This window comes from Parapedobacter pyrenivorans (genome assembly GCF_014636865.1).
In the GTDB taxonomy this organism is placed as follows: Bacteria; Bacteroidota; Bacteroidia; order Sphingobacteriales; family Sphingobacteriaceae; genus Parapedobacter; species Parapedobacter pyrenivorans.
In genome coordinates this window covers 448,904-474,443 of the sequence record NZ_BMER01000002.1, presented here as the reverse complement: position 1 = coordinate 474,443, position 25,540 = coordinate 448,904, and the positions used below count along the sequence as shown (strand labels likewise).

Annotated in this window: 23 protein-coding genes; 11 read left to right on the top strand and 12 right to left on the bottom strand. The window is 48.3% G+C overall.

The window, feature by feature from the left end; translation table 11 throughout:
- Positions 1-521 precede the first annotated feature (521 nt).
- The 3 genes from IEV98_RS13845 to IEV98_RS13835 are packed head-to-tail and all read left to right on the top strand — an operon-like array spanning position 522 to position 3,708.
- Positions 522-2,039 carry a malate:quinone oxidoreductase gene (locus tag IEV98_RS13845; RefSeq protein ID WP_188506585.1) on the top strand — a complete coding sequence of 506 codons (1,518 nt, stop codon included), beginning with the start codon at positions 522-524 and terminating at the stop codon, positions 2,037-2,039.
- A 2-nt stretch (positions 2,040-2,041) separates the two neighbouring features.
- Positions 2,042-2,677 (top strand): nicotinamide riboside transporter PnuC, encoded by a 636-nt coding sequence (gene pnuC / locus IEV98_RS13840; RefSeq protein ID WP_307726857.1) that lies wholly within the window; start codon positions 2,042-2,044, stop codon positions 2,675-2,677.
- Positions 2,674-3,708: an acyl-CoA dehydrogenase family protein gene (locus IEV98_RS13835; protein WP_188506584.1), complete on the top strand. Its 1,035-nt coding sequence runs from the start codon at positions 2,674-2,676 to the stop codon at positions 3,706-3,708. The genes pnuC and IEV98_RS13835 overlap by 4 nt, the downstream gene beginning before the upstream one ends.
- On the opposite strand, the gene IEV98_RS13830 is transcribed toward IEV98_RS13835, so the two are convergent.
- Positions 3,674-4,162 carry a hypothetical protein gene (locus IEV98_RS13830; protein WP_188506583.1) on the bottom strand — a complete coding sequence of 163 codons (489 nt, stop codon included), beginning with the start codon at positions 4,160-4,162 and terminating at the stop codon, positions 3,674-3,676. The genes IEV98_RS13835 and IEV98_RS13830 overlap by 35 nt on opposite strands.
- A 148-nt stretch (positions 4,163-4,310) precedes the next feature.
- Between IEV98_RS13830 and ispE the strand changes: the two genes are divergently transcribed.
- From ispE to IEV98_RS13815, 3 genes are read left to right on the top strand one after another with little or no spacing between them, the layout of a single operon-like run.
- Complete coding sequence (gene ispE, locus IEV98_RS13825; RefSeq protein WP_188506582.1) at positions 4,311-5,135, top strand: 4-(cytidine 5'-diphospho)-2-C-methyl-D-erythritol kinase; 825 nt, start codon at positions 4,311-4,313, stop codon at positions 5,133-5,135.
- Complete coding sequence (locus IEV98_RS13820; protein ID WP_188506581.1) at positions 5,129-5,656, top strand: YdeI/OmpD-associated family protein; 528 nt, start codon at positions 5,129-5,131, stop codon at positions 5,654-5,656. The genes ispE and IEV98_RS13820 overlap by 7 nt, the downstream gene beginning before the upstream one ends.
- The gene (locus tag IEV98_RS13815; RefSeq protein WP_229738759.1) at positions 5,625-6,203 is read left to right on the top strand and encodes a peroxiredoxin; all 579 of its coding nucleotides are present in this window, start codon (positions 5,625-5,627) and stop codon (positions 6,201-6,203) included. The genes IEV98_RS13820 and IEV98_RS13815 overlap by 32 nt, the downstream gene beginning before the upstream one ends.
- A gap of 41 nt (positions 6,204-6,244) precedes the next feature.
- Here the strand turns inward: IEV98_RS13815 and IEV98_RS13810 are convergent, their stop codons facing one another.
- The 3 genes from IEV98_RS13810 to xerD all read right to left on the bottom strand — a co-directional run bounded on the left by IEV98_RS13810 (position 6,245) and on the right by xerD (position 10,232).
- Positions 6,245-6,868 carry a hypothetical protein gene (locus IEV98_RS13810; RefSeq protein WP_188506580.1) on the bottom strand — a complete coding sequence of 208 codons (624 nt, stop codon included), beginning with the start codon at positions 6,866-6,868 and terminating at the stop codon, positions 6,245-6,247.
- Positions 6,869-6,890: 22 nt separating this feature from the next.
- Positions 6,891-9,164: a TonB-dependent receptor gene (locus IEV98_RS13805; protein ID WP_188506579.1), complete on the bottom strand. Its 2,274-nt coding sequence runs from the start codon at positions 9,162-9,164 to the stop codon at positions 6,891-6,893.
- Between the two features lie 174 nt (positions 9,165-9,338).
- Complete coding sequence (gene xerD / locus IEV98_RS13800) at positions 9,339-10,232, bottom strand: site-specific tyrosine recombinase XerD (RefSeq protein ID WP_188506578.1); 894 nt, start codon at positions 10,230-10,232, stop codon at positions 9,339-9,341.
- A gap of 173 nt (positions 10,233-10,405) precedes the next feature.
- Here xerD and IEV98_RS13795 point away from each other — a divergent pair, with 173 nt between their 5' ends.
- Positions 10,406-11,239 carry a mechanosensitive ion channel family protein gene (locus IEV98_RS13795; RefSeq protein ID WP_188506577.1) on the top strand — a complete coding sequence of 278 codons (834 nt, stop codon included), beginning with the start codon at positions 10,406-10,408 and terminating at the stop codon, positions 11,237-11,239.
- An 11-nt stretch (positions 11,240-11,250) separates the two neighbouring features.
- Here IEV98_RS13795 and IEV98_RS13790 read toward each other — a convergent pair whose 3' ends face one another.
- From IEV98_RS13790 to rsmI, 4 genes are all read right to left on the bottom strand, one after another.
- On the bottom strand, positions 11,251-11,838 hold the full coding sequence (locus IEV98_RS13790; protein ID WP_188506767.1) for a riboflavin synthase: 588 nt from the start codon (positions 11,836-11,838) through the stop codon (positions 11,251-11,253).
- A 10-nt stretch (positions 11,839-11,848) separates the two neighbouring features.
- The gene (gene lnt / locus IEV98_RS13785; protein WP_188506576.1) at positions 11,849-13,471 is read right to left on the bottom strand and encodes an apolipoprotein N-acyltransferase; all 1,623 of its coding nucleotides are present in this window, start codon (positions 13,469-13,471) and stop codon (positions 11,849-11,851) included.
- 2 nt (positions 13,472-13,473) lie between these two features.
- A complete protein-coding gene (locus IEV98_RS13780; RefSeq protein ID WP_229738758.1) occupies positions 13,474-14,034 on the bottom strand; it encodes a PH domain-containing protein in 561 nt (186 codons plus the stop codon).
- 132 nt (positions 14,035-14,166) lie between these two features.
- Positions 14,167-14,832, bottom strand: a complete 666-nt coding sequence (rsmI, locus tag IEV98_RS13775; RefSeq protein WP_188506575.1) for a 16S rRNA (cytidine(1402)-2'-O)-methyltransferase — start codon at positions 14,830-14,832, stop codon at positions 14,167-14,169.
- A 123-nt stretch (positions 14,833-14,955) separates the two neighbouring features.
- Between rsmI and serS the strand changes: the two genes are divergently transcribed.
- Positions 14,956-16,227: a serine--tRNA ligase gene (serS, locus tag IEV98_RS13770; RefSeq protein ID WP_188506574.1), complete on the top strand. Its 1,272-nt coding sequence runs from the start codon at positions 14,956-14,958 to the stop codon at positions 16,225-16,227.
- On the opposite strand, the gene IEV98_RS13765 is transcribed toward serS, so the two are convergent.
- A complete protein-coding gene (locus IEV98_RS13765) occupies positions 16,224-16,601 on the bottom strand; it encodes a glycosyltransferase family protein (RefSeq protein WP_188506573.1) in 378 nt (125 codons plus the stop codon). The genes serS and IEV98_RS13765 overlap by 4 nt on opposite strands.
- A gap of 495 nt (positions 16,602-17,096) precedes the next feature.
- Between IEV98_RS13765 and IEV98_RS13760 the strand changes: the two genes are divergently transcribed.
- Genes IEV98_RS13760 through IEV98_RS13750 form a run of 3 tightly spaced genes read left to right on the top strand, consistent with a single transcriptional unit; the run spans position 17,097 to position 22,689 of the window.
- Positions 17,097-20,246, top strand: a complete 3,150-nt coding sequence (locus IEV98_RS13760; RefSeq protein ID WP_229738757.1) for a SusC/RagA family TonB-linked outer membrane protein — start codon at positions 17,097-17,099, stop codon at positions 20,244-20,246.
- An 11-nt stretch (positions 20,247-20,257) separates the two neighbouring features.
- Complete coding sequence (locus IEV98_RS13755) at positions 20,258-21,823, top strand: SusD/RagB family nutrient-binding outer membrane lipoprotein (RefSeq protein WP_188506572.1); 1,566 nt, start codon at positions 20,258-20,260, stop codon at positions 21,821-21,823.
- Between the two features lie 59 nt (positions 21,824-21,882).
- Positions 21,883-22,689 carry a DUF1735 domain-containing protein gene (locus IEV98_RS13750; protein WP_188506571.1) on the top strand — a complete coding sequence of 269 codons (807 nt, stop codon included), beginning with the start codon at positions 21,883-21,885 and terminating at the stop codon, positions 22,687-22,689.
- Between the two features lie 106 nt (positions 22,690-22,795).
- Here IEV98_RS13750 and IEV98_RS13745 read toward each other — a convergent pair whose 3' ends face one another.
- Genes IEV98_RS13745 through IEV98_RS13735 form a run of 3 tightly spaced genes read right to left on the bottom strand, consistent with a single transcriptional unit; the run spans position 22,796 to position 25,414 of the window.
- Positions 22,796-23,494, bottom strand: a complete 699-nt coding sequence (locus IEV98_RS13745; protein ID WP_188506570.1) for a class I SAM-dependent methyltransferase — start codon at positions 23,492-23,494, stop codon at positions 22,796-22,798.
- Complete coding sequence (gene pncB, locus IEV98_RS13740; protein WP_188506569.1) at positions 23,484-24,662, bottom strand: nicotinate phosphoribosyltransferase; 1,179 nt, start codon at positions 24,660-24,662, stop codon at positions 23,484-23,486. Before pncB ends, IEV98_RS13745 begins: the two co-directional genes overlap by 11 nt.
- On the bottom strand, positions 24,659-25,414 hold the full coding sequence (locus IEV98_RS13735; RefSeq protein ID WP_188506568.1) for an SGNH/GDSL hydrolase family protein: 756 nt from the start codon (positions 25,412-25,414) through the stop codon (positions 24,659-24,661). Before IEV98_RS13735 ends, pncB begins: the two co-directional genes overlap by 4 nt.
- Positions 25,415-25,540 lie beyond the last annotated feature (126 nt).

The following is a 25,540-nucleotide window of genomic DNA, read 5'->3' as shown; positions in this document are numbered from 1 at the left end:
ATTGGTTGTTTGGATAATAAATATCGCTATGGTTAATTGTTGCTCACTGAGAATCGCGCTGGTAGATACAGTCGAATCAAAAGGACACGCTAATCGACAGGACCATCAGAATCCCTTAGGCTCCTTACACAAGCAAGAAAGTCAATATAAAACTAAATGATGTGCGCCAAGTACTATTGCGGCGTAAACTTAGGTAATGAAAGTAAAGCAGTTTCTCATAATCTTTGGTTCGTTTAACAGGTAACTAAATTGTTCTAAATTCTCCGTCCCATCCGCCGATGGGGTCAAGTTCATTGTTGGTTTGTGGGAGCTAATGTACAAACAAAAAACGTTTTAGCAATTTTTTTTTGTATTTTTATTTGCTTAAGGCTAAAAATGTATTGTTAATGAGGTTGTTGCGATTTATCGCTAAGATCCCCGATAATTGTTGGCGTGTGCAGATTGTTATGCTTCTGTAATTAATGAGGAAAATATGGTAGAAATCTGATTTCTGTCATTAATTTTGCACCAATTGTAGCAAAATGAGCAAAAGAAGAAAGAAAACCGCCGAGGAGGTGGATGTTGTTCTTATCGGCGCAGGAATCATGAGCGCCACGTTGGGTACCCTGATCAACGAATTGCACCCCCGCGCGAGCATCGAGATTTTTGAAAGGCTGGATGAAGTGGCCGCCGAAAGCTCCGATGCCTGGAATAATGCCGGTACAGGGCACTCAGCGCTTTGTGAGCTGAACTATACCCCGCAGCGGCCCGATGGTTCGGTAGACATCGGTAAGGCGATAAACATTGCTGAGGCCTTTGAACAGTCCAAGGAATTCTGGTCTTACCTGGTTTCCAGCGGCATGATAGACCATCCCGAGAGCTTTATCCGGAGTGTTCCCCATATGAGCTTCGTATTTGGCGAGGAAAATGTTTCCTTCCTCCGTAAGCGTTACGAAACGATGCAGGAGCACCATTTGTTTCAGGGTATGGCGTATACAGAAGACCATGATGTGCTGCGCAATTGGATACCGTTGATCATGGAGGGCCGTGATGCCCGCGAAAAGTTAGCGGCTACCCGGATCGACATCGGTACGGACGTTAATTTCGGAGCGCTGACACGTGCATTGTTCCTCCACCTGATACAACGTGACGGGGTGAAGCTTAGGCTTGCGCACGAGGTGCGCGATATTGAGCGGGCAGACGATGGCCGTTGGGAGGTGACCGTCAAAAACCTAACCACCGATAAGAAGCGGACGGTGTCTGCTAAATTCGTCTTCATCGGTGCCGGCGGCGGCTCGCTTTTGCTGCTTGAAAAATCGGGGATACCGGAAGCTGATGGCTTCGGTGGATTTCCGGTCAGCGGACAATGGTTGAAATGTACCAATCCGGAAATCATTGCTAAACACCATGCGAAGGTATATGGTAAAGCGGCTGTCGGATCGCCACCGATGTCTGTGCCTCATCTCGATACCCGTGTCATTGATGGAAAAACAGCATTGCTGTTTGGTCCGTATGCTGGTTTTTCTACCAAGTTCCTCAAAAATGGCTCCTGGCTTGATCTGCCGGCGTCGATTAAGCTCAATAATATCCGGCCGATGTTGGCAGCGGGTATGGACAATATTCCATTGACCAAATACCTGATTAATCAGGTAAGGCAAAGCCCGGACGACCGGTTGGCCGCCTTGAAGGAATATGTGCCTACTGCACGCATGAAAGATTGGAAGCTCGAAATTGCCGGGCAACGCGTGCAGGTCATTAAGAAGGATGAGAAGCACGGCGGGATACTTGAATTCGGTACAGAAGTGGTCAGCAGCGCCGATGGTACCATTTCGGCGCTTCTCGGGGCATCACCGGGTGCGTCCACGTCGGTATCGATCATGGTCGACTTGCTCGCCCGGTGTTTCCCGGAGCGGGCCAAGACTGCACAATACTTGAGCAAACTGCGTGAGATGATTCCTTCTTTCAGCCGCTCCATTGCCAAAGATGAGCAACTGTGCAGGGAAACCCGTGAGCGCTCCGCTGCGGTATTGAAGCTGGAACGAACACTCGAATCGGTTTAGGTGTGACCGTCTTGGTAAATTGGCTGAGCGAATTGGCTGACCAGGTCTTGCATACGCCTGCCCTTCATTGGGTGGGTGTGATTTGCGGGGTGGTCCAGGTGCTCCTTGCCAAGGCCAACAAGGTATTGCTCTATCCGTTCGGGGTTGCCAGCATATTGATTACGATCTTCGTATTGTACGAGGCTGGTCTTTACGCCGAAATCTTGCTAAATCTGTATTACCTCGTGATGAGTGTCTTTGGATGGGTGTATTGGGCAACGCGGAAAGGCGAAACACCGGTTAAGGCGGCCTATTCGACTGGGCGGGATTGGCGCATCGCAGCGTTGATTGTAGCGATCGGTTTTCCACTTTTGTATTATGCGCTAATCCACCTCACGGATTCCACGGTGCCGGCATGGGATGCTTGGGTAAGCGCTACGGCGTGGGCGGGAATGTGGTTGCTGGCCAAACGGAAAATCGAAAACTGGATATTGCTCAATATCAGCAATGCTTTTGCTATTCCCCTGTTGGCTTACAAGGATCTCTATTTATATGCGCTGCTAACGTTGTTTTTGTTTATCGTAGCTATTTTCGGTTACGTTGAATGGCGGCGTATCATTCGCCGCGAAGACTATAGCAAAGTATATCGGCAAACATGAAAGAGGAAAAGAACTTTCCGGAATCGACAATACCGGTTGCGGTATCCGAACGGCTGCGGGGCCTATCGGCCGACGCCGAAGCAGCGGGCGAGCTGACTGCAGGAATATCGGATGTTATTCAGGATTATCGATGGTTTAAGCTGTTTGTCCCCCGTTCTCTTGGTGGTTTGGAATTATCGCTGTCCGATGGTGTACGGTTGGAAGAGGAGTTGGCCCGGATTGACGGTAGCCTGGGGTGGACGGTAACGCTTTGTGGTGGCGCTAATCTGTTTGTGGGCTATATGGACCGGTCGATCGCCACGGCAATTTTCGCCGATCGTGCGGTTTGCCTGGGCGGTAGTGGACAGGCCTCGGGCAAGGCCATCATGGAAAACGGTGGCTACCGGGTTTCCGGTAAATGGCGCTACGCCACTGGTGCACCCCACCTTACGCACTTCACGGCCAATTGTGTTATCGAGGATACCGACCTGATTAAATCGTTTTTCTTTCCCAAGGCTGATGTGCGGATTGTCAAAGACTGGAACGCTTTCGGACTAAAGGCTACTGCCAGTCATTCGTTTGAAGTGGATAATCTGTGGGTGGACGAAGCGCATACGTTTTCAATTGTACCCCAAGCGGCTACCTGGGATCATCCGATTTATCAATATCCCTTTTTACCGTTTGCCGAAGCGACCTTGGCAGTGAATACATTGGGTATGGCGCGGCATTTTTTGGAATGTGCGGCAGCAATCGATACGCCGCAATTGCTGGCGCAGGTGGATGCTGCTGAAAAGGAAATATGGAAAACAAGGGTGTTGTTCTACGAAGCGCTTGATGCCAGTTGGGATGAATTGACCCGTACCGGCACGTTATCATCGGAGCGGTCTACCGCCGTAGGAGAACGGAGCCGGACGTTGGTTGATATGTCTCGTAAACAGGTAATCGCCACCTATCCGAGCGTCGGACTGATTGCTGCCGACGAGTCGTCCACAATAAACCGGGTTTGGCGGGATTTATTCACGGCGAGTCAACATCGTCTCCTTCGCTGGTAGGCGCGCAATCTACTGGCTCGTAGGTTTCGGAAAAGCGACTGGAATCCACGGTGACCTGCCTTCCGGTGAGGGTATCGACTGTAAGCTGTTTTTGCAGTAATTTCCCGTCCTGTTGTTTGAACACCACACGAAGGGTATCCTGCATCCCCTCTTGGCTAAACGTCCATACTAAATCAAATACATCATCCGTCAATTTACCGAGTACTGTTCCCCTTCTGGCATCTTTTTCATGTGGAATCACATTGTAGATACCGCTTACCGTTTCATTCCGGACCATCAATTGGATGAAAGACGTATCCTGCTGCTGCATCCCTTCGGTACGGAGGAAGCAATACTTTTGCTCTTGGCTTTCATTGCGATCATTATCAGCTTGTTCGTGGCGTTCGGTGCCGGACTGGCAAGCCATCAGGGAGGCTAGGCAAACAAGGCTTGAAAGTGTCTGTATGTTCATCATGTTGGTCTAAGATAACAACAATTTATAGGGTAGCAACAATTTCCGTAGCTAATTGTTCACATCGAAGTGCTTGCTGAACGTGGAATGTGCCTGCATTTTAGCTAAGTTTGTAGCCGAACAAACTGGGCTATGGATCGAAAGGAGTAAAATGGTTAGTTTCGCTAATGCCAAAATCAATATCGGACTTCAGGTGCTTCGTCGCAGGGAAGACGGGTACCACGATCTGGAGACGGTTTTCTATCCGTTGAGGGTGTACGACGTGCTTGAAGTGGTAGCGGCCAGTGAAACCCGGTTCATCCCATCTGGGCTGCCCATCCCTGGGGAGGGTAACGATAATCTGTGTTTAAAGGCGTATGAACTGCTCCGGCAAGCCCATAACTTGCCGCCCGTACATATCTACTTGCATAAATCGATTCCGATCGGTGCAGGGCTTGGTGGAGGTTCTGCCGATGCCGCTTTTTTATTAAAGCTGATCAATCAACAGTTTGCACTGGGACTCAGTGAACCGGAATTGATTGCCTACGCCCGTCGACTGGGCGCCGACTGCGCATTTTTTATCCGTAACCGGCCGGTGTTTGCCACGGGGATTGGCGATGTATTCCAAGACGTCGCATTGGACCTGTCGTCCTACCATTTGGTGTTGGTAAAACCTGATATCCACGTTGCTACGGCGGAAGCCTATGCTACCGTGATGCCAAATCCCGTAGGGGGGCAACTCCAAGCGGCTATTGCACGACCGGTATCCGCATGGCGGGATGCGGTCGTCAACGATTTCGAGGTTGGTATTTTTGAGAAATACCCCGAAATAGCGCGTGTTAAGGCGCTTTTGTATGAGCAGGGAGCGTTGTTTGCCGCGATGAGCGGTAGTGGATCATCCGTTTACGGGGTGTTTAATGAGCAGGTGGAACTTGCTGGGTTAGACCCGGGGTATAAGGTATTCTACATCGATAATGAGCAGAATTTGAGATGGTAACTTTTCAAGCCGAAATATGGAGGGCTGAGACGCAGGGAACGGCCATGTTGGGATGGTCCTACGTTGAAGTGCCGCAGGTAATTGCTTTTCGGTTAAAGCCAAACTATAAGCAGGTTTATCGGGTGCGTGGGGAAATCGACGGACACGCATTCTCCGGACTGGCACTTATGCCCAAAGGCGAGGGCGACTACATTTTGGCGATCAATGGTACCATGCGCAAGATACTCAAGAAGGGCGTCGGCGATGTGTTGTCCTTTATTTTGGAAGAAGACAAGGACTTTACGATTGAAATGCCGGAAGACCTGGAAGGCTGTTTGCTGGATGACGAAGCTGATCTGATGGACCGTTTCATGGCGCTGGCAAAATCGCATCGCAATTATTTTATCAAATACATCAACGAGGCGAAAACCGAACAGACACGTACCAAACGGATCATCATGACGGTGGAGGCCATGACGCTTGGGCTCGATTTTGGCGCAATGATACGACTTGATAAAGCGAGGAGGCAACGGGGTGAATAAACTGCTGAAAGCCGCTCTGATGATCATGGTGTCATTCGGCGTAGTAATGGCCTGTGCGCAGGAAAGCAACAAAAAAAGCAATTCGATGGAAACGTTTGACATCGGGGATGAAGTGCCCCACTTTACGTTGAAAGACCAAGATGGTCGTGATATTGATATCGCGGAATATATCGGTAAAAAGAAATTGGTGATTTATTTTTATCCGAAGGATGAAAGCCCGGGCTGCACCAAAGAAGCCTGTGCGTTCCGCGATAGTTTTGCCGACTACACCGATGCGGGCGCAATGGTCATTGGTGTCAATTCAGGTACTGTGGAAAGCCATAAGGCATTTGCTGAAAAGCACAGATTGCCTTTTACCTTGCTCAGCGATCCCGGTAACCGGGTATTGAAGCAATTCGGTGTTAAAAATGTACTTTTCCTTACTGGACGGGAGACGTTTGTCGTGGGTTTGGACGGAAAGCTTGTGTTTAAATACCGGGCGCTGATGAATGCCACGGAACACAACGACAAGGTATTGGCGTTCTTAAAAAAAGACGATGCCGAATAACCTTTGTCAGGATTCGGCATCGTCCTTGGATCGTGAGTCAATTAATGATCGTCGCCGTCGTGATCGCCATCAACTACGTGGACTTCAACCTTAAGGTCAAGGTCGTTTGCTCCACTGAATTGGAGGTAGTTGGGGTTGTTCCAATCGTCGGCTGTGATGTTGGCTTTTACCCCTTTATTTAAGTGACGCAGGATGACGTTAAACACAAACGAGTCTGATGGCTTCAGCACATGCAAGTAGCCCGTTACACCTACTTGCTTGTTGTCAGGGTCGGCATATTGATAGTCAAATACACCCGCCGGCGCGCCAAGAAAGAACAGCTGGTGGATGTCGGATTCGTCCAGGAATTCCTGTTCGGCGCCTTCACGGCCTGCGAAATCCGTGGTGCTCAGTGTCAGGCGATACGTTTTTCCCGCATCTAGGTGTAGGTGTGTGCCTACCGGGGGCAACCCGCTCTCGTCAAACGTAACGTTAATGATTTCCGGATTTTCCAGGTCGTGGGCGCCATCATCATGCCATTCAACTTCTGTAAATGTCAATGTTGCCGACTTGATTTCTTCTTGGGGGATTTCGGGTTCCGGGTCATCTTTGCTGCAAGACGTGGCAAATGCCAAAAATCCCAGTGATAGAAGCGCGATAGATAGGGTTCTGAGGGAGTGTTTCATTACGGATGCGATTAAATTATGGTTAAAATGAGTAAGACAATCGGATACTGACCTCCCGGCCCAGGCCATGACTATAATAGCGGAACCGGTTCATGTATTCCTTGTAAAGCGTGTTGAACAAATTGTTGATGGATACGCCTGCTTCCAACGGGTGATTACCTAAAGCAAGTTGACTACCTGCATACAGTGCGAAGACATGATAGGCAGGAGGTGGTGGCGCATAGTCCGTGCCGGATTCATATCGATTTTGCTCCAGCACCCATTGGTGTGCAAATGTTAAATACGTGTTGCTGACCACCTCGCTGTTTATCGGCAGTTGCCAACGCAAGCGATGGTCAAACCGGTCGGATGGAATATAGGGCAGATAGCCATTGTTGGTTACATCACGGGCACGGACGACTGATGCATTCAGCTGATAATCCAGTCTTTTGAATACGCGGTAGTGCAGCGAGAGATCTGCGCCGAAAAAAGTAGCATCGGCCTGCTTATATCGGAATACGGGAAACGTGCCCCGGATAGTCTGTAAGAATTCGCCGGGCGAGGGCTGTGCGTAGATATAGTCATTGATGAATTGTGCATAGAGGTCGAGGTCGACAGTCACTGCACCGTTTGCATAGGATGGACTGACGACCCATTTGTATCCCTGTTCGCTGCTCAGCTTCGCGTCTCCGATCTCGTAGAGCGCGGCGCCATGGTGCAGTCCGTTGCTATACAGTTCATTGGCATTTGGAGCACGCCATGCAAGGCCGATGTTGCTGCGCAGTTGCCATTCCGTTGCTGGGTGCCAAACACCACCGAAGGAACCGCTTATGTTGTGAAAATCACGTTGACCACCATATAAGTTCTGGTATTTATCAAAACCGGCGGCATCAAAGGTCTTGAAATCATAGCGGATGCCCAATTCCCACTCGTGTGTTTCCTTGATGAGCCGTTGGATGGCGAAAAGCCCACCGACGAAACTGTCATAATTGGGGATAAGCGGCGTATTCAGCGTGCCGGGGACATTGTTGTTGACTTGCAGCGTAAGGTTTGTGCCCACTTGGGTGCGCCAGTTTTTGTAAAGCGGTGTTTGGTAATTTGCATCCAGCGTTTGGGTGGTAAGCACCATGTCCAGCATCGGCAAAGCATCCCTGCCCCCGCGGCGGATGTCATATTCCTGGCGGTGGTTGCGCTGCACACCGTATTGGATGTCCGAACTGCCGCCGTCCGTATAATCCCGGTGCCACTTTAATTTGCCAAGATCATGGGTGACACGCTGGCGGGGAACATCGATGTGATAGGTAAAGGGATAGGTCTCGAAAGGCCTACCTGCCTCCACGCGGGCTTGGATATCATCGAGGGTGCCAACATGCGCCCCCGTGAAAATACCGACTGACGTATAGAAACGACTGTAATAGGCATCGAAGACAGATTGGGGCAGGCTATAGCGCAGCGCAGCGGAGCCGTTATACTCGGCCAGTCCGGTGTTACCCAGGTAATAGTCGGCCGTACGTACGTTACCGCTCCGCTTGGCAGTGCCCTGTATCCGCCAAGATAGCCCGGGTAGCGCATTGACTCCTGATTGCAGCATGCCCGACAGCACTGCGCCCCGGCCATTGGTCTGATAGCTGGTGTTTAGCTCGCCGGACAAATGGGGGTCGATGGGTAGGGGTGAGGGTGAGGTAATGATAACACCACCGATGGCATCCGCACCATAGCGGACTCCCTCCGCACCTTTGATCAGTTTGAAATCCTTAGCAACAAATGGGTCGATCTCCGGTGCATGCTCGCTGCCCCACTGCTGTCCCTCCTGGCGGATGCCGTTATTGAGAATGAGAATGCGATTGCTGTGCATGCCATTGATGACCGGTTTCGCAATCGTTGTGCCGGTTTGCAGCATGCTGACCCCCGGTAGGGTATTGAAAATGTCGGCCAACGTTTTTCCCTGCACCTGTGAGACCTGCTCACGGGAGACCGTCCGTACCGGGTTGGCCGTAACCACGGCCTGCTGATGACCAACGACATCCACGTCGTGCAGAAGGATGTGTCCGTGATGAAGTTGCAGGGTGATCATGTTGTCATCCGTAGGGGTAACATCCGTGATGAGGCTATCAAAACCTACACTGGTAGCGGTAATCGCATATTGGATACCGCTGCAGAGCTGTGAAAAGCGGAAATAACCATGTCCATCGGAAAGAAGCTGCTGTGTGCCCGGAGTGATTTTCAACGTTACACCCGATAAGGGAAGCTGCGTATCGCTGTCTACTACCCGGCCCCGGATCGTCTGTGTGCATTTTTCCGTCTGGGAATATCCCAAAGTAATCGCTAAGAAAAGTGGTATTGTTGCTAGTATTTTTTTTATTCGTATCAAAGCCGCATTATTGATGCTCCAAAAATACAACATTGTTGCTTTAATAAACAAATTAAATGCAACAATGTTTATTTAATTGTTACGTGAATGGTAAATTACCAATGATAAACGGACACTGAGCTAGGAGCGGGGGTGGTATTGCGTAATAACCGATTGGAGGTAATCGCGGTCTACATGGGTATAAATCTCGGTGGTGGTGATGCTTTCATGGCCCAACATTTCCTGTACGGCGCGTAAGTCGGCTCCGCCTTCCACAAGATGGGTGGCAAACGAGTGGCGAAAGGTGTGCGGACTAATTTTCTTTTTAAGTCCGATTTTATTTGCCAGATCCCGAATGATAATAAATACCATAACACGAGTGAGGGACGCGCCCCGACGGTTGAGGAATACAAAATCTTCGTATCCGGATTTGATTTTCTGATGCACGCGCACTTCATTTAGATAGATACAGAGGTGTTTGATTGCCTGGGTACCGATCGGTACCAGCCGCTCTTTGCTTCCTTTGCCCTCTACTTTGATGAATTCCACATCCAAGAAGAGATTGGATACCTTGAGGCCAACCAACTCGCTCACCCGCAGCCCGCAGCCATACAGTACTTCCAACATTGTTTTGTTACGCATGCCTTCCGGCATTGAAAGATCGATAGCATCAATAAGACGATCTATTTCCTTGATATTGAGTACATCGGGCATCTTCCTTCCCAAGCGTGGGGCCTCGATAAGCGCGGTAGGATTTTCAAGTAAGCCATGCTCAAGGCTCATAAACAGGTAAAATGTTTTGATACCCGAAAGAATACGTGCCTGGCTGTATGCCGATAGGCCAAATCCGTTTATCCATGCTAGGAATTCCTGCAAATCCTTGGAAGTGATTTCGGCGGGTGAAAGGCTTCTTGGATCCGCAAACTGCTGCAATTTGGTGAGGTCGTTGAGGTAGGCATCCACGGTATTGATCGACATGGCCCGCTCCAATTGGAGGTAGTTTTTGAAATCGTTGATCGCGGTCTTCCAGTCCATTCCATTGGCTCGATACAAAAAAATCGAGCAGCCATACGTACAAAAGTAACAATATTCACTAATTTTCCGCTGCAAAAGTTTTCGCTCAGCGGAAGCGGAGAGACCGCTAAAGTTGTTTTTTTAAGCGTAATTTTGTTTGTAATTCGAAACAACTTTAGCTAAGTTTACGGCATATGGAAAAGCTGGAACTCGCATTGGATCGCATTGTCGAAGCAACATTACTGAAGATACCCAGCATTTTACTCGCTATCTTCCTGCTCGTTGCGGGCACTTGGCTGATTCGGCTGATCCTGCGGATTATTCGCAAACGGTTTGAGCGACGTAACGTCGACCTTTCACTGCGTGATTTTGTATCCAGCATCGTCAAATTCACCCTATACACCATGCTGATCATCACTGTAGCTTCGATGGTTGGTATCCAAACGACATCGTTTATAGCGGTATTGGGCGCGGCGAGTCTTTCCATTGGGTTGGCGCTGCAGGGCAGTTTGTCCAATTTCGCCGGTGGGGTATTGATTCTGTTGTTTCGCCCGTTCCGCGTAGGCGACTATGTGAGCAGTGCGTCCGGTGCGTCGGGCACCGTCGAAAAGATCGACATTCTTTATACGACCATGCGCACTGCGGAGGGGATTGCTGTATTTGCACCTAATGGTCCGTTGGCCAACTCGGTGATTACCAATTATTCAAGCATCACGAAAAGGAGGATCGAATACCAGATCGGCATTTCGTATGAGTCGAACATTACACAGGCGCGAGAAGTTGCCTTACAGTTGCTGACGAGTGATGAACGGATACTCGATTCACCCAAACCGGAAGTCTTGGTGGCAGATTTGGCTGCCAGCTCGGTCAACCTGGTCATTAGGGCATGGGCGCCGAAAGAAAAATACTGGGAAGTGTACCACGATAATTTTGAACGCATTAAATTAGCTTTCGATGCCAATGACATTGCAATTCCGTTTCCTCAACAGGAGATGCGGATTATCAGTCTACCTGGTAATGAGAAATGATATTTGGTCGATTACCTCAGTTCCATCATCCGCGCCACGTACTTGCCGATGATATCGAATTCGAGGTTAACGGTATCTCCCGGATTGACCCATTTGAGGTTGGTGTTTTCATATGTGTAGGGGATGATGGCAACGGAAAAGCGGCTGCGCTGTGCATCCACTACCGTGAGACTGATCCCGTTGATTGTGATAGATCCTTTTTCCACCGTGATATTGCCCAACGCGTCATCGTATTGGAAGGTATACAACCAACTGCCTCGCTGATCGGCTACTGAGACGCACTGTGCTACCTGGTCTACGTGCCCCTGTACGATGTGGCCATCCAGTCGGTCGCCCACTTTCGTGCAGCGTTCGAGATTGATGCGGCTCCCCACCTGTAGATTTCCGAGATTACTTTTTTGAAGGGTTTCGGCGATGGCTGTTACCGTATGTTCGCCGGGCGATAATGCCACCACCGTGAGACAAACACCATTGTGTGAGACACTTTGGTCGATTTTCAATTCGTCTGATAGGGAAGAAGTGACCGTGATATGAAAGTTGTCTTCTTCTTGGCGAAGATGGGTTACGTCGCCGATCGTTTCGATGATGCCGGTAAACATACTTGCAAAATTAGCCAATATTTTTACGTTTTACGAATCCAACGATGATGAGTATACCGAAAACCAAACTTCCTGCACATCCTAGATAAGCGAAATAGTCACCCGCTGTGACGTAAAAGGTAATTTCTTCGTTGAGGTTGATATCCTGCTTGATGGCAGTGGGTACCCACCATTCGGTCTTCTGCACAACATCACCACGCTGATTGATAAAGGCCGAGATGCCTGTATTTGCCGAGCGGGCTACCCAACGACGCGTTTCAATGGCCCGCAACTTGGCATAGGCCAAATGTTGGTCTTTGCCTGCCGTATTGCCCCACCAACCATCGTTGGTGACTATTGCGATAAATTGCGCACCCTCTTCAATGTACCGGGCTACGTAGTCGCCCCAGATCGATTCATAGCAGATTACGGGAGCCGCCCCGATACCACTTTGGGCGTAAAACACCGACGGCTTATCCTGGCGTCCGTAGCTGCCTGTCGTACCACCGAACCCGGCAAATAATGGCTTCATGAAAGCCAGCGCGCCGGCAAAGGGAAACTGCTCGGCTCCGGCTACTAACTTGGACTTGTGATAGAACTGAAGCTTGGCTGAGTTTTCGATAAGGACAGCGGAATTAAACGCGTCGTAATAGCCCCCATTGTACGCACGTGTCGTGGGTGTCTGTGGTGTGTTGTAAATCCGATAGCCTTCGATCCCGGAAATCACATTTCCATTTTTATACTGTTGAAGAAACTGTTGAATGCGTAAAAATACCGGATGTTCATAAAACTGATCTTCGTCAAATCCTCCTTGGCGGGCAATAGCTGTCTCCGGCCAGATAAAAAATTCGGTATTGGTCTGGGCAGCGGATTCCGACAGCTGAATAAGATTGTCGATTTGCGATTCGGGTGTCAGGAATGTGAATTTGCCATATGGGTCGACATTCGGCTGAACGACAACCACGTTCGCAGGATTTTCGTGCTCTGTGTAGGCTGAATAGCGGTAAAGCGACCAGCCGGAAGGGACGGTAATCAGCAGGATAAGGCCCGCCAGTAATTTATAGCGATGGAAAGGCCGGAAACCGTCCTTTGCAGAAAGGATAGTCAGGAATAGCAAGCTATTGCTCAACCAAATCCATACGGTACCACCGTACACACCGGTATACTCATACCACTGCACGAGCTGGTGCGTTCCTGCAAATCCATTGCCGAGTGTCATCCAAGGGAATGCCAGGTCCCAGGTTTGGTGTAAGTACTCATAAGCTAGCCAAAAACATACCAGTCCGGCGAGCGACCATCCAACCGGATAGCGTTTGCGTAACTGGTAATACAACCGGAAGGCAAGTGCCATTAATACCGCCGCTAGACCGAATGGAATCAGCGACACGAATGCGGCTGCATATACTGGCATTACGGCATTCATCGCATTAAACACCCAGTAGATGGAAGCTGTATTCCACAGAAGTCCGGTAAATCCACCCAAGAGGAATACTTTTGCACCTTTTCTCCGGTAATCGCCCCGCATTACGGCCTCCAATGCGAGTAAAAGTGGTACAAAAGCCACCCAAAGCAATGGCGACGAATAGGGAATTGGTGGCCAGGCCAACCATAAAAGGAAGGCGCTAAATAGGGCTAATAAATAACTTTTCTTCACGGTCACAGTTGGGATAAGAGTTCGCTTTTCTTGTTTTCGTATTCTTCCTGCGTGATGAGCTGCTGCTCAAACAGCAATTTAAGCTTTTTGAGTTTGCCGGAGAGGGGATCATCGGGCTCGGCCACTGATGCTATTTTCAGGTGGGGTCCTTCCATTCCTCCGGTTTCCGATACCTGCCGCTTTTCAAGCGCTTCATTACCCCATTGGTAGAGTTTGCGCGCCTGGCTCTTTGGAATGTGTTTCATTTCTAGCGAGTCCCCTTCCTTCGATGTCAAGAACCATTTAGCCCCTAAAATTCCTTCCTTAAACGAAATGTCCAACACATCGCTCCAGGAGAACATACTAAAATCGGTGGCAAACCCCAGTTTAGTTGATCGGCAGAAGAAAACACGCTTGTCGGTCATTGCGATACTGTCGGGAAACAATGTCATTGCGGGCATCTTCTGTACAGCCACGTAAAGTACCTGTTCTCCCGTAGCCAGCATGTCCTGTAGCTTCAACAATAATTTCTCTACCACCTTGGGGTCCTGTCCGTCGTTGATGTATCGATCAATGTTCATCATGTCGCCCAATGGCTGCATTTTTTGCTCGCTAAGTTAGCAAAGATTTATTGACGGTGTGATCTTAACCGTCACAATTTTCGGGTAATCTTGAAATCCAAGGAGACCGGAGAGGTAACCCGTAAAAGCCTGTAGTCAAAAAAGACCCTGCACACAAATCACAAACTCCCCTTTTAGGGTATGTGTTTCAAAATGAGTCTTCAGCTCAGCCAATGTGCCGCGGACGGTTTCTTCAAAGACTTTGCTGATCTCGCGCGATACCGCAGCCTGTCTGTCTGCTCCGAATGTATCCATAAATTCCTGCAATGTTTTCAGCAGGCGGTGCGGCGACTCATAGCATATGAGCGTACGGGGTTCATCGGCGAGTGCTTTCAGCCGGGTCTGCCGACCTTTTTTTACGGGCAGAAATCCCTCGAAACAAAAACGGTCGCAAGGTAGGCCAGAAGCAACCAGCGCAGGTACGAAGGCCGTGGCGCCCGGTAGACACTGCACATCAAGTCCGTTTTTAATGGCCTCGCGGGCCAGAAGAAAACCCGGATCGGATATCGCCGGTGTGCCGGCATCGGAAATCAAGGCAACGGTTTGGCCTTCCTTAAGAAAGCGTATGATTTCTGCCACGGCTTTATGTTCGTTGTGTTGGTGATGGGCATACGCTTTCTTGTCGATACCAAAATGCTTAAGCAAGGGAGCGCTTGTGCGCGTATCTTCCGCAAGGATAATATCCGCCTCTTTCAGGATGCGGATAGCTCGCAGCGTGATGTCTTCCAAATTACCGATAGGGGTAGGGACGAGGTATAGCATTTTTTTTATCTTTGTCGGCACAAAATAAGCGAAACCGTCATGATTTTCAAAAATAACATCATAAGAATGATTACATCATGACAGCATCATCGTTGATAGCGAACAGATTAAACAGAAGAAAATATGTTGCAAGTTAATTATATCCGTGAAAACCGGGATCGGGTAGTCGAACGGTTGGCAGTGCGGAATTTCGATGCGGTGGAATTGGTTGATGAATTGATTGCGCTCGACGAACGGCGTAGACAACTCCAGATCGAGTCGGAAACACTTGCAGCGGAAGCCAATGCTGCTGCGCGGCAAATCGGCGAATTGATGCGCGCCGGTAAAAAGGCTGAAGCAGAAGCTGTTAAATTGCGATCGGGCGGATATAAGGAGCAACAGAAGCAATTGGCGGACGATTTGGTTGCCATCGAAAAGGAATTGCATGATAAGTTAGTGCGCGTGCCCAACCTTCCCCATGTTTCGGTACCCAAAGGTTTTGGGGCCGATGACAATGAAGTGGTATTGGAATACGGACATCGGCCGGCATTGCCGGCGGAAGCGCTGCCGCATTGGGAACTCGCTGCAAAGTATGACATCATCGATTTTGAACTGGGTACCAAGGTCGCTGGTTCAGGTTTTCCCGTTTATAAAGGGAAAGGCGCTCGCTTACAGCGCGCCATGATCAATTTTTTTCTAGACCAAGCAGAAAAGGCAGGATACAAGGAAGTCCAGCCGCCCATATTGATCAATGAGGCGTCGGGGTTTGGTACGGGGCAACTGCCCGACAAGGAAGGACAGATGTACCATGTGGGCATTGACGACCTTTACCTCATCCCCACGGCAGAAGTTCCCGTAACCAACCTGTATCGCGATACCATCGTCAAGGAAACGGATTTCCCAATCAAGCTTACCGCTTATACCCCTTGCTTTCGCAGGGAGGCCGGATCTTACGGTGCCCATGTGCGCGGATTGAACCGCTTACATCAGTTTGACAAAGTAGAGGTCGTGCAAATCGTACATCCCGATAAGTCCTACGATGTGCTCGAAACCATGAGCACCTATGTGCAGTCGTTGCTCCAGGCGTTAAATTTGCCTTACCGGGTGTTGCGTCTCTGCGGCGGTGATATGGGGTTCACATCTGCACTTACGTATGATATGGAGGTGTGGAGCGCGGCCCAAGTGCGGTGGTTGGAAGTTTCCTCCGTATCCAATTTCGAAACGTATCAAACCAACCGGCTGAAGGTCCGTTATAAAAATGAGGGAGGCAAGACGCAATTAGCACATACGCTCAATGGCAGTGCATTGGCCTTGCCGCGTATATTGGCAGCTATCCTGGAAAACAACCAATCCGACAGGGGAATCAAAGTTCCTGAAGTATTGGTGCCCTATACGGGGTTCGAATGGGTGGATTAGGTCAATTCAAATCCGAAGCGCTTGCCCGCCTCTTCGACCTCGTCGATGAAAGCGGCTAGGTTTTCCAGCTTTTCTTTATTCTTCGTGGTAACTGTGATGTTAATCGTTATTCCTTGTGTCAAAGCAGGAGGATGGGTGTGTTGGGCGTCAATGGCACTGGTACTGTCGGTAATTTTTTCGTAAGCGATAGCAGTAAAATCCAATCCCGAAGCTTCCTTCAGGCGCTGCAAGAAATCCAGGTCGAACTTCTTGCGTAATCCGATTTGGCTGATCGCTTGCCTCGATAAATTCATTTTTCGAGCGACCACGGAACTATTTATCCCTTTTTCCTTCATGGTTGCCTTGATGATCTCCCCCAACGTCTTTGTTTTCATAATTACTTTACACGCGAAACGCTGATTATAGGACGTTGTGGGACCGGGAAATGTTGCATATTAAATTTATTTTAACATAATTTGCTTTTTGTAAATTTAAATTTTACATTTGACTATCTGTTATTGTCAAATCCATTTGATATGCAGATCAGAACTAGCAATTATTCGTGCACGCACACATTTGAATAGCTTAATTTGAGCACATTTATTTGACGAAAGCAAACACATTTTTAACAAACACACATTAGTCACACTTACTAATTAGACAAACTATTCCATGATCATGATTTCGGATAACCAACCGAACTCATAAGATTTTTACGAAGCGATTGATTTGGATGTCTATAAGCATTCACATGGAGGTATGTTGCGTATTGGGCTCATCTCTTGAAGATGTACATGGCCGGTACAGTGGATAGGTGCGCGTCAAGAAAATAAAGAAATCCGGTGTAACCGGTAGATAGTCAATTAATTAACTAACAAAATTCAAAACACATGAAACAAAAATTACTTGGTTTTTTCATGCTGGGGATGCTACTGATCGGATCAGTATATGCCCAAGACAGGAGAATCAGCGGTAAAGTTACGGCGGGCGATGGAAGTCCTATCGCCGGGGTGTCAGTGATTGTTGTAGGGACCGGCGTTGCCACCCAAACAGACGAAAACGGCAACTACACGTTTGTTGTACCTGACAATGTGCGTCAATTGGAATTCCGCTCTGTAGGTTATGAATTGCAAACTGTTGACATCAACGGTAGGACATTAATCTCCGCAACGTTGTTGGAGGCTACTTCCGTTTTGGACGAGGTAGTCGTGTCGGCTGGCGGTATCGCGGTGCAAAAAAAGACGGTAGGTTATGCTTCTACAGAATTGAGGTCGGAAAATATCGTTGCTGCGCGGCCTACCAATATTGCAAGTGGCTTGCAGGGGAAGGTCCCTGGCTTGCGCATCAATGCGGTAGGTGGAGGTGTTAATCCGAATTATCGATTGGTTCTTCGTGGAATGCGTTCGCTCACTGGCAATAATGAGGCATTGATCGTGTTAGATAACGTGATCGTACCCAATGAGGTTTTATCTAACCTGAATCCGCAAGATATCGAAAATATCAACGTGCTGAACGGTGCCAGTGCTGCTGCATTATACGGTTCTGATGCCTCTAACGGGGCACTGATTGTTACGACGAAAAAAGGAAAGAAAGATCAAACGAGTGTAACGGTCTCGCACACAACGATGATGGAGCGGGTTGCCTTTTATCCTGAGCTTCAATACGAGTTTGGCAGTGGAGCCGACAATGACGTTCAGATTTATACGCCCTATGAAAACCAGCAATACGGACCCCGGTTCGACGGGGTGTTACGCGAGATAGGACAAGTACTCCCGAATCCGGAAATAACAGAGCTGCAGAAAGTACCTTATTCGGCAACGGAGGAGAAAAAGAAGTTTTGGGAGAATGGGATTACCAATCAAACGGATTTCTCGTTATCGACTGGATCCGACAAAACAACGATGTACCTTTCAGGCCAATATGCTGATGTAACGGGAACTACGCCTGGCGATTTATTTAACAGAGCGACTGCAAGGGTGAACCTTACTCGCGAGATGGCAAAAAAACTTTCCGCGAACTTAAACGTAAGTTATACCCAGAATAATTACGACGTTACCACGTCTACGGCCGCACTGTACGACCAATTGCTACAAACGCCAGCGCAGATTCCGGTAACTCGCTATAAGGATTGGAAAAATGATCCTTGGGCTAATCCCAATGCGTACTACAATGCGTACTACAACAATCCTTATTTTACCGCGGAAAATAACCGTCGAGATGCCAAGAATCAGTATGTCGTCGGGAACTTAGAACTGAAGTATGAGCCACTTGATTGGCTGGATTTTACCTACCGCGCTGGGCTATCGACGAGAAATCTATTTCAGAAAGATTTCCAGAATATCTTCAGATACTCCCCTTATACCAAGGCACAATCCTCTTCAACAACCTATAAGCATAGCGATATTGCTGGTTCCGTAACCGATTACAACTTGGGGACAATACGGATTAATAGCGATTTTTTGGTTGGGCTGAATAGGCAACTTCACCCTGACTTAGGTCTGCGGGCAACCGTGGCTACGAGTCTCAGGCATGATGAACGCCATTATGATGAAGGTAGTGTGTTGGGACTGGTAGTTCCAGGGGTGTTTAACTTGGGTAATAGTACGAATACACCAGAGACCGAAGGAAAGCGGTATGGAGCGCGGCAGGTTGCCGTTTGGGGTGATGTGAATTTTGACTACAAAAATTACCTATTTCTGCAGGTAACTGGACGAAATGACTGGGTGTCAACTTTATCTCCGGAGAACCGCTCATTTTTCTACCCTTCGGTAAATCTATCCTTTATTCCGTCTGAAGCCATTACGGCATTGCAAGGAAGTCCGGTATTGGATTTTTTGAAACTACGCGCTGCTTGGTCCCGGGTCGGGCTAGTCAATTTAGGTTCACGGGCTAATTTTGGAGCATATGCGTTGGACCCTATTTTCGAACAGGGGGGTGGTTATCCTTATAGTGGGAACGGCGGTCATACCCTAGGTGATCAAACGATATCAGCAAGTCTAAAGCCTGAAATCACCACAGGATATGAAGTCGGGTTCGAAGCTAATTGGTTGAAAAATAGGATTCAAACGACACTTACTTGGTACAATTCGCGTACACAGGATCAAACGGTTTCTTCCGGAGTTTCGCGCGCAACAGGTTTCCTCACCTATTTGGTTAATGCTGCTAAGACGAGCAGCAAGGGAATTGAAACCAGCTTACGTTTAGTGCCATACCGAGACGATAATTGGAACGTATCTATCGGAGGAAACTATACATTCGCAGAGAACAAGGTGTTGGAAGTTTCCGGAGATACTGATGAATTGGCTTTGGGTACATATGGGGGAACCCGGGGATCGTATGCCGTTAAAGGTGAATCATTCCCTGTGATTAAAGGAACGACCCATCAACGGGATCCACAGGGGCGTATAATTGTAGATCGCTATACCGGCTATCCTAGTCCAACGCAGAATACATTCATATTGGGTAATGCCTCGCCAAAGCACATTCTGGGTGTCGATCTTTCAGTCCGTTGGAAGAATTTATGGCTCAGTGGCGTAGCGGAATACCGCGGCGGATATGATTATTATTTTGCGGGTACGACAATCGATTTTTCAGGATCTTCAATTGCTACCACGTGGTATGATCGCGATAGGTTTGTAATTCCAAATTCGTCGTATTTGGATCCGGTTACGGAAGAGTACGTGGCAAATACGAATATCACAGTACGCGATGGCGGACCTGCATACTGGTCGCTAGCTTCTACTCGGACCGGAATTGATGAAAACTACGTGGTATCGGGTGCATTCTGGAAATTGAGAGAACTATCCTTAGGTTATGATTTGCCGCAAAAAATGCTTCTGTCTTCAGGATTCATACAAGCGGCGCGGATTAGCTTGCAAGGACGTAATCTGTTTATACTTACCCCTAAAACGAATATCTATACAGATCCTGAATATAGTGATGGCGACGGTTTGAACAATGGAAATGCAATTGGTTTGGCAAACTTAGGACAGACGCCACCATCGAGGTATTTCGGTTTAACCCTTTCGGTAACCTTCTAAGCGATTTTATCATGAAAAAAATATATAGTTCTTTTTTGATAGGTGCGATTTTGATATCCGTAACTTCCTGCAATAAGTTTTTAGATATCAATGATAACCCTAACGATCCACTAGGATCGACACCTCAATTGATTTTACCTCAGGCGATAACAACTACGGCCAATAATATGAGAAGGTTTGTCGATCACGGAGGGCAATTAATGGGTTACTATGCGAATGGTGGCGGTGTTAGCGGGTGGGGTTCAATAATCACATACAACTTTACTACGGGTGATTTTAGGTTGATGTGGGACGATACGTATAATAATTTGATGGACTATGAGTATGTGATCAACCAATCTGCGGACGTAGTGGAAGACACCTATTTCAACGCCATTGCTAAGATTATGAAGGCGTATAATTTTCAGCTTTTGGTAGATGCATACAACGATGTGCCATATAGTCAAGCATTTCAAGGGAATACACAATTATCTGTTCCCTATGACAATGGAATAGATGTGTACAAGAGTATTACTGACCTTGTTGATCAGGCGATCAGTGCCATCTTGGAAGCTGATCATGATGTTGTCGCAGAAGTGGCCACGCAGCAAGACCCGCTTTTTAATGGCGATATGGATAAATGGCTTCAGTTTGCACAAACGTTGAAACTGAAGTTGATGCTTCGTGCGAATGGTAAAGTACAGTTTTCAAATGAGGATTTTGATGAAGGAATTGGATTCCTGACCGATGATGCAATCGTAAATCCTGGATACGCCAAAGTTGAAGGCAAGCAGAATCGGATGTGGGATGGATGGGTATATAGCGCAGCGAATTCCGCTCGAGGCTTCGGTAGTCAATTTGCGCCAACACCTTATGTTTTAGGTTTTTATGATGGTAAAAAGCTTGATGATCCGGTAAGAGGAGATTTGGTATATCGTACCTGGCCGAGCGTAGCGACAAATCAATTGGGTTATCAGGGTTCGGATGCAGGAAGAGGGACAAATCCAACGGTTTGGATGCAGGGGACATCTGCAACCAGTTACACGGAAATCGGGATTTTTAAAGGCCCCGATGCGGGGCAAGTGTTAATGCTGGCAGCCGAAGCGTACCTGATGTTAGCCGAGGCCAATGTAAAAGGTTTGGTGTCAGGTGACGCTAAAGCGAATTTCGAAAATGGTATAGAAGCGTCTTACAGGTATTTGTATAAGGATATAGCAGGGGCGTTGGCTGAGGGGGCGGATCCCGCAACCGATGTAGCTGATTATATAGCGGCCAACGCTGGGTCTTATTTGGTAAACTTCGCTTTGGCAGACACGGATGAAAAGAAAGCGGAAGCAATCATTACGCAAAAATACATAGCCCAGAATATGATTTTGAGTCACGAGTCGTGGAATGATTTTCGTCGAACAGGATACCCAGCAACACTAAGTGCGCCAGCCGGAAATGCAGTTACATCCTTTGTGTCATTAACTTCAGAAGCGTCCACTCCAAACAGGTTGCCGAATCGTATCTTATATCCGCAGTCGGAATTTAACTATAATGGTGGTAATGCAAAAACCATCGATCCGAACACTGATAAGATTTTTTGGGCGAAATAGTAATAACTAAAATGAAAAAGATGAAAAGAATTTATAAAGTATCCCTCTTGCTTTTCTTCATGCCTGCTCTCAGCTCTTGTTTGAAAGACGAAGGGTTAATCGGTCCAAACGCACCTGGTTACATATCAAATATTGTAGAGTTTTATAACGAAACCGCACCGGTCTCGGGGACGACAGACCCATATATAGTTTACATCCCTAAGACGCTGGAACGTGTGGAAGAGGAAGTGTTTACGGCTACGGTTAGTTATTCGGGCGCAGAGACAGCACCTCAGGACATTACCATACAATTATCCCCCGCTGCCGACGCGGCTGCAACCGGTGGATATGACCAGCTGCCAAGTAGTGTTTATGAAATGCCGGGTTCTGTCGTGATCAAAAAGGGAGAGAAAAGGGCACAGTTTTCCATTAAGGTCAAGCCGTTGGAATTCGATCCTGATTCAGATAATGCACTGGCTATTTCCATTGCCTCCGCTTCATTTGGAACTGTGAGCGGGAACTTTGGAACGGTTATCTTCAGCTTACCTGTCAAAAATCCTTACGATGGCGTATATCGATATCAGACATCCGCTAATACGGCATTAATTCCGAATCAAGATGTAGAAGTCGAACTGTCTACGATTAACTCCCGTAGATCCAGACTCTCGCCTGGATTATTAGGCTACTATGGAAATCAAGTAGATTATGTCGTTGACCCAGAGACAAACTTAGTGACAGTCGAAATGACGACGTTGTTGCCGATAGCTACGTTCCCTGAAAGTAAGTATGATCCCGAAACGAAGACATTTACATTGAGATGGACTTCTAATGGTGGTGCACGGCTTTTTGAGGAAACGCTTACGTATATCGGCCCTCGCGAAGAATAGATGTTGATTTACCTGCGGTTTTCCAGAATTGTTCCGCTGTCTTTCCAAGTGTTTGTGAAATTAAAACAATTCTATCGCTAAAAAAAGGGGCTCCCAGCCCCTTTTTTTAATTAACCAGCTCCATCCTCGCCAAATACTGGTCGTTTCCATCCTCATATAGGATTTGTACAACCCATCCTTCGGATCGTGCAATATCGATCAGCATCGCCTGATCGATAAACAGCCAGTGGAACGGAACACTACGTGAGCCTTTGTATGCATATTGGTATCGTATCTCTCCGTAATATCCGGCAGGCCGATCTACCGAGCCATCGGTGTATAGGTAAGCAATATCGGACGAGTCAAACAAGAGCTGGCCACCCCGATTCAACAGCGACCGGCAATGCTGAAGCAACTTTCTAAGACCGTCTAAAGTACCGGCGAGCCCAATACCATTCATCATAAACAAGAGCGTATCATAGCGATTTCCCTGGTACTGGAGGAAATCGGCTTGAATGACCTGCTGGATGCCACGTGCGCGCATTACTGCGCATGCTTGTGGTGATCGTTCCAACGCCGTTACATTCATGCCCCGGTTTTGCAGGTAGAGGGTATGGCTGCCCGCTCCTGCGCCGATATCGAGTACATGGCCATCGCATAGTGCCATGGCAATGCGTTCCAGTTCTGGGAAATCTTCTGGTAACCGGAAGAATTCTTCCACAGGCATTTCTTCGACCTCTCCATAGCCGGTATGCAGGAGCAGTTTTTCATCATGGTTCCCGTCTAAATAATCGCGGAGGGCCTTGCCCAAGACATCACGGCGCATAGGATGGAATATGGAGTATTTGTTTGGCAAGTGCAATGGTTTCCGCGTCACCGGTGTGTTTACCATGCTCATCCGATAGTTTGATGACGGGTGTCCATTGGGCTTCTTCCGGAAATGCTTCGGTCATCTTGATCACGATGTTCATCGGTGTTAAACCGACGTCGTTGGTGAAGTTGGTGCCGATTCCGAAGGAAAATCCGATCCGGCCAACGCAGTGCTCGGTGATGCGCGTTACTTTCTCCTCATTCAGCCCGTCGGAGAAAATAATGGTTTTCGACAAAGGATCGATTCCGTGCCGCTTGTAATGCTCGATGGCCCTATCGGCAAATGCCAATGGATCTCCACTGTCGTGGCGCACACCATCGAAAAGCTTCGTCAGTTTCTTGTCGAATTGCGTGAAAAATACGTCGGTGGTGTAGGTGTCGGAGAGCGCAATTCCCAAGTCTCCTCGGTATACATCAGACCAATGCTCCAGCCCCAATAGGTTCGCCATTTTGTAGCCGTATTTGGCGGCATGAAACATAAACCATTCGTGGGCATGGGTGCCGATGGGTTTCGTCTGGTTCAGCATGGCCATGTGCACGTTGCTTGTGCCGATAAACGTACCCTCGCCGGCGGTCCGAAGGGCCTGTACCACCAACCGGTGCACGACATAGGAGTGCCGACGTCGGGTGCCGAATTCTGCAATTGTAACCCCAAGGTTGCGGTAGCGCTCGATTTTACCCCGTGCAGTAGCCGCAACCTGCTCGTCGGATTGTCGCTGTTGATCGGTCATCCTGTAGTAAAGCTCGCAGATCAAGGACATGATGGGTACTTCCCACAGGATGGTCCGGTACCAGTACCCTTCGATGGCAATACGTAGCTCGCCGCCACGTTGTTCGATGTACACTTCGCTGGGATCATAGCGATATCCCTGAAGAAAGTCGAAATAGGTAGGGTCTATGTAAGGACAGGTGGTTGCAAAATAGCGCTTTTCTTGCGGGGTCAGGTGTAGCCTCGACAAATCTGCTATCGCGCTACGCAATTCCTCGGCAAACCCTTCGGGAAATACATGTTTACCCCTATTGATGAATTGATATTTCGCCCTGGCTTTGGGAAAAAGTTTCACCACGGCATACTGCATGGTGAATTTATAAAAGTCGTTGTCGAGCAGGGAATTGATCATCATTTCACTACGGCCAACCAGGCCTCAGCCATCAATTGTGCACCGGCAAGCGTGGTATGCACACCGTCTCCCGTCCAATAGGAGGGGGCTACGGTTTTCGATGCTTCGTCAAAAACACGTTGATAGGGAACGAAGGCAGCGTTGTAAGCATGGGCGATCTCCTGTGCAGCGTGGCGGTATTCGTCAAACGCAGGCCACCAGGCATCCGTCACCGCTTTGACGTTGTTTACGGCAAAGGGCTCGCCGATGACGAGTTTTACATCTGGAAGTGCTTTCAGCGTACGATCGAGCAGCTTTCGGTAATCATCGCGGTATACTTGGATGGTACCGTCGTAATTGCCTGATAGGGTATGCCAATAATCGTTTACACCGATAAGGATGCTGAGAATATTGGGTTTGATGGCCACGCAATCTTCTTCCCAGCGGGCATCGAGCTGGTGCACTTTGTTGCCGCTGATTCCTTTGTTGTATATTTTCAGTTGCTTCGGTGCATGAGCACGCAACAGCTCCGCTGCTGCGAGGAGCGCATATCCGTTTCCAAGGGCCCCATTGTTATTTGGCGCATCGTTGTTCTTATCCCGGCCGGCATCAGTTATCGAATCGCCCTGGAATAGGATTACGTCGTTTTCCTGAATCCGTATTTTCGGGGCTGAATGGGATGGTTGAATGGCGGCCTTTACGATTTCGGGAAGACTTACCGCCATTGCTGCTCCCATTAATGACGTTCCTAGAAATGCTCTTCTGCTTTTATCCATGGTTAATAAGGGTTTTGATAGTCCAAAGGTAGGGATTTATATGGAAGAATAAATGAAGCGTTTGATAATAACTCATTGACTCTCGTTGTCTGACCGATCACATTGTTGACTTTTTCGTGGAGATTT

Bases quoted from the DNA above. Each gene is read 5' to 3' on its own strand.
- IEV98_RS13835 (WP_188506584.1), top strand. From the start codon at position 2,674: ATGAAAGAGGAAAAGAACTTTCCGGAATCGACAATACCGGTTGCGGTA.
- IEV98_RS13830 (WP_188506583.1), bottom strand. From the start codon at position 4,162: ATGATGAACATACAGACACTTTCAAGCCTTGTTTGCCTAGCCTCCCTG.
- rsmI (WP_188506575.1), bottom strand. From the start codon at position 14,832: ATGCTATACCTCGTCCCTACCCCTATCGGTAATTTGGAAGACATCACG.
- serS (WP_188506574.1), top strand. From the start codon at position 14,956: ATGTTGCAAGTTAATTATATCCGTGAAAACCGGGATCGGGTAGTCGAA.
- IEV98_RS13780 (WP_229738758.1), bottom strand. From the start codon at position 14,034: ATGATGAACATTGATCGATACATCAACGACGGACAGGACCCCAAGGTG.
- IEV98_RS13765 (WP_188506573.1), bottom strand. From the start codon at position 16,601: ATGAAAACAAAGACGTTGGGGGAGATCATCAAGGCAACCATGAAGGAA.
- IEV98_RS13810 (WP_188506580.1), bottom strand. From the start codon at position 6,868: ATGAAACACTCCCTCAGAACCCTATCTATCGCGCTTCTATCACTGGGA.
- xerD (WP_188506578.1), bottom strand. From the start codon at position 10,232: ATGGACTGGAAGACCGCGATCAACGATTTCAAAAACTACCTCCAATTG.
- IEV98_RS13745 (WP_188506570.1), bottom strand. From the start codon at position 23,494: ATGCGCCGTGATGTCTTGGGCAAGGCCCTCCGCGATTATTTAGACGGG.
- IEV98_RS13790 (WP_188506767.1), bottom strand. From the start codon at position 11,838: ATGTTTACCGGCATCATCGAAACGATCGGCGACGTAACCCATCTTCGC.
- IEV98_RS13755 (WP_188506572.1), top strand. From the start codon at position 20,258: ATGAAAAAAATATATAGTTCTTTTTTGATAGGTGCGATTTTGATATCC.
- IEV98_RS13750 (WP_188506571.1), top strand. From the start codon at position 21,883: ATGCCTGCTCTCAGCTCTTGTTTGAAAGACGAAGGGTTAATCGGTCCA.
- IEV98_RS13735 (WP_188506568.1), bottom strand. From the start codon at position 25,414: ATGGATAAAAGCAGAAGAGCATTTCTAGGAACGTCATTAATGGGAGCA.
- ispE (WP_188506582.1), top strand. From the start codon at position 4,311: ATGGTTAGTTTCGCTAATGCCAAAATCAATATCGGACTTCAGGTGCTT.
- IEV98_RS13820 (WP_188506581.1), top strand. From the start codon at position 5,129: ATGGTAACTTTTCAAGCCGAAATATGGAGGGCTGAGACGCAGGGAACG.
- IEV98_RS13795 (WP_188506577.1), top strand. From the start codon at position 10,406: ATGGAAAAGCTGGAACTCGCATTGGATCGCATTGTCGAAGCAACATTA.
- IEV98_RS13845 (WP_188506585.1), top strand. From the start codon at position 522: ATGAGCAAAAGAAGAAAGAAAACCGCCGAGGAGGTGGATGTTGTTCTT.
- IEV98_RS13760 (WP_229738757.1), top strand. From the start codon at position 17,097: ATGAAACAAAAATTACTTGGTTTTTTCATGCTGGGGATGCTACTGATC.
- pncB (WP_188506569.1), bottom strand. From the start codon at position 24,662: ATGATGATCAATTCCCTGCTCGACAACGACTTTTATAAATTCACCATG.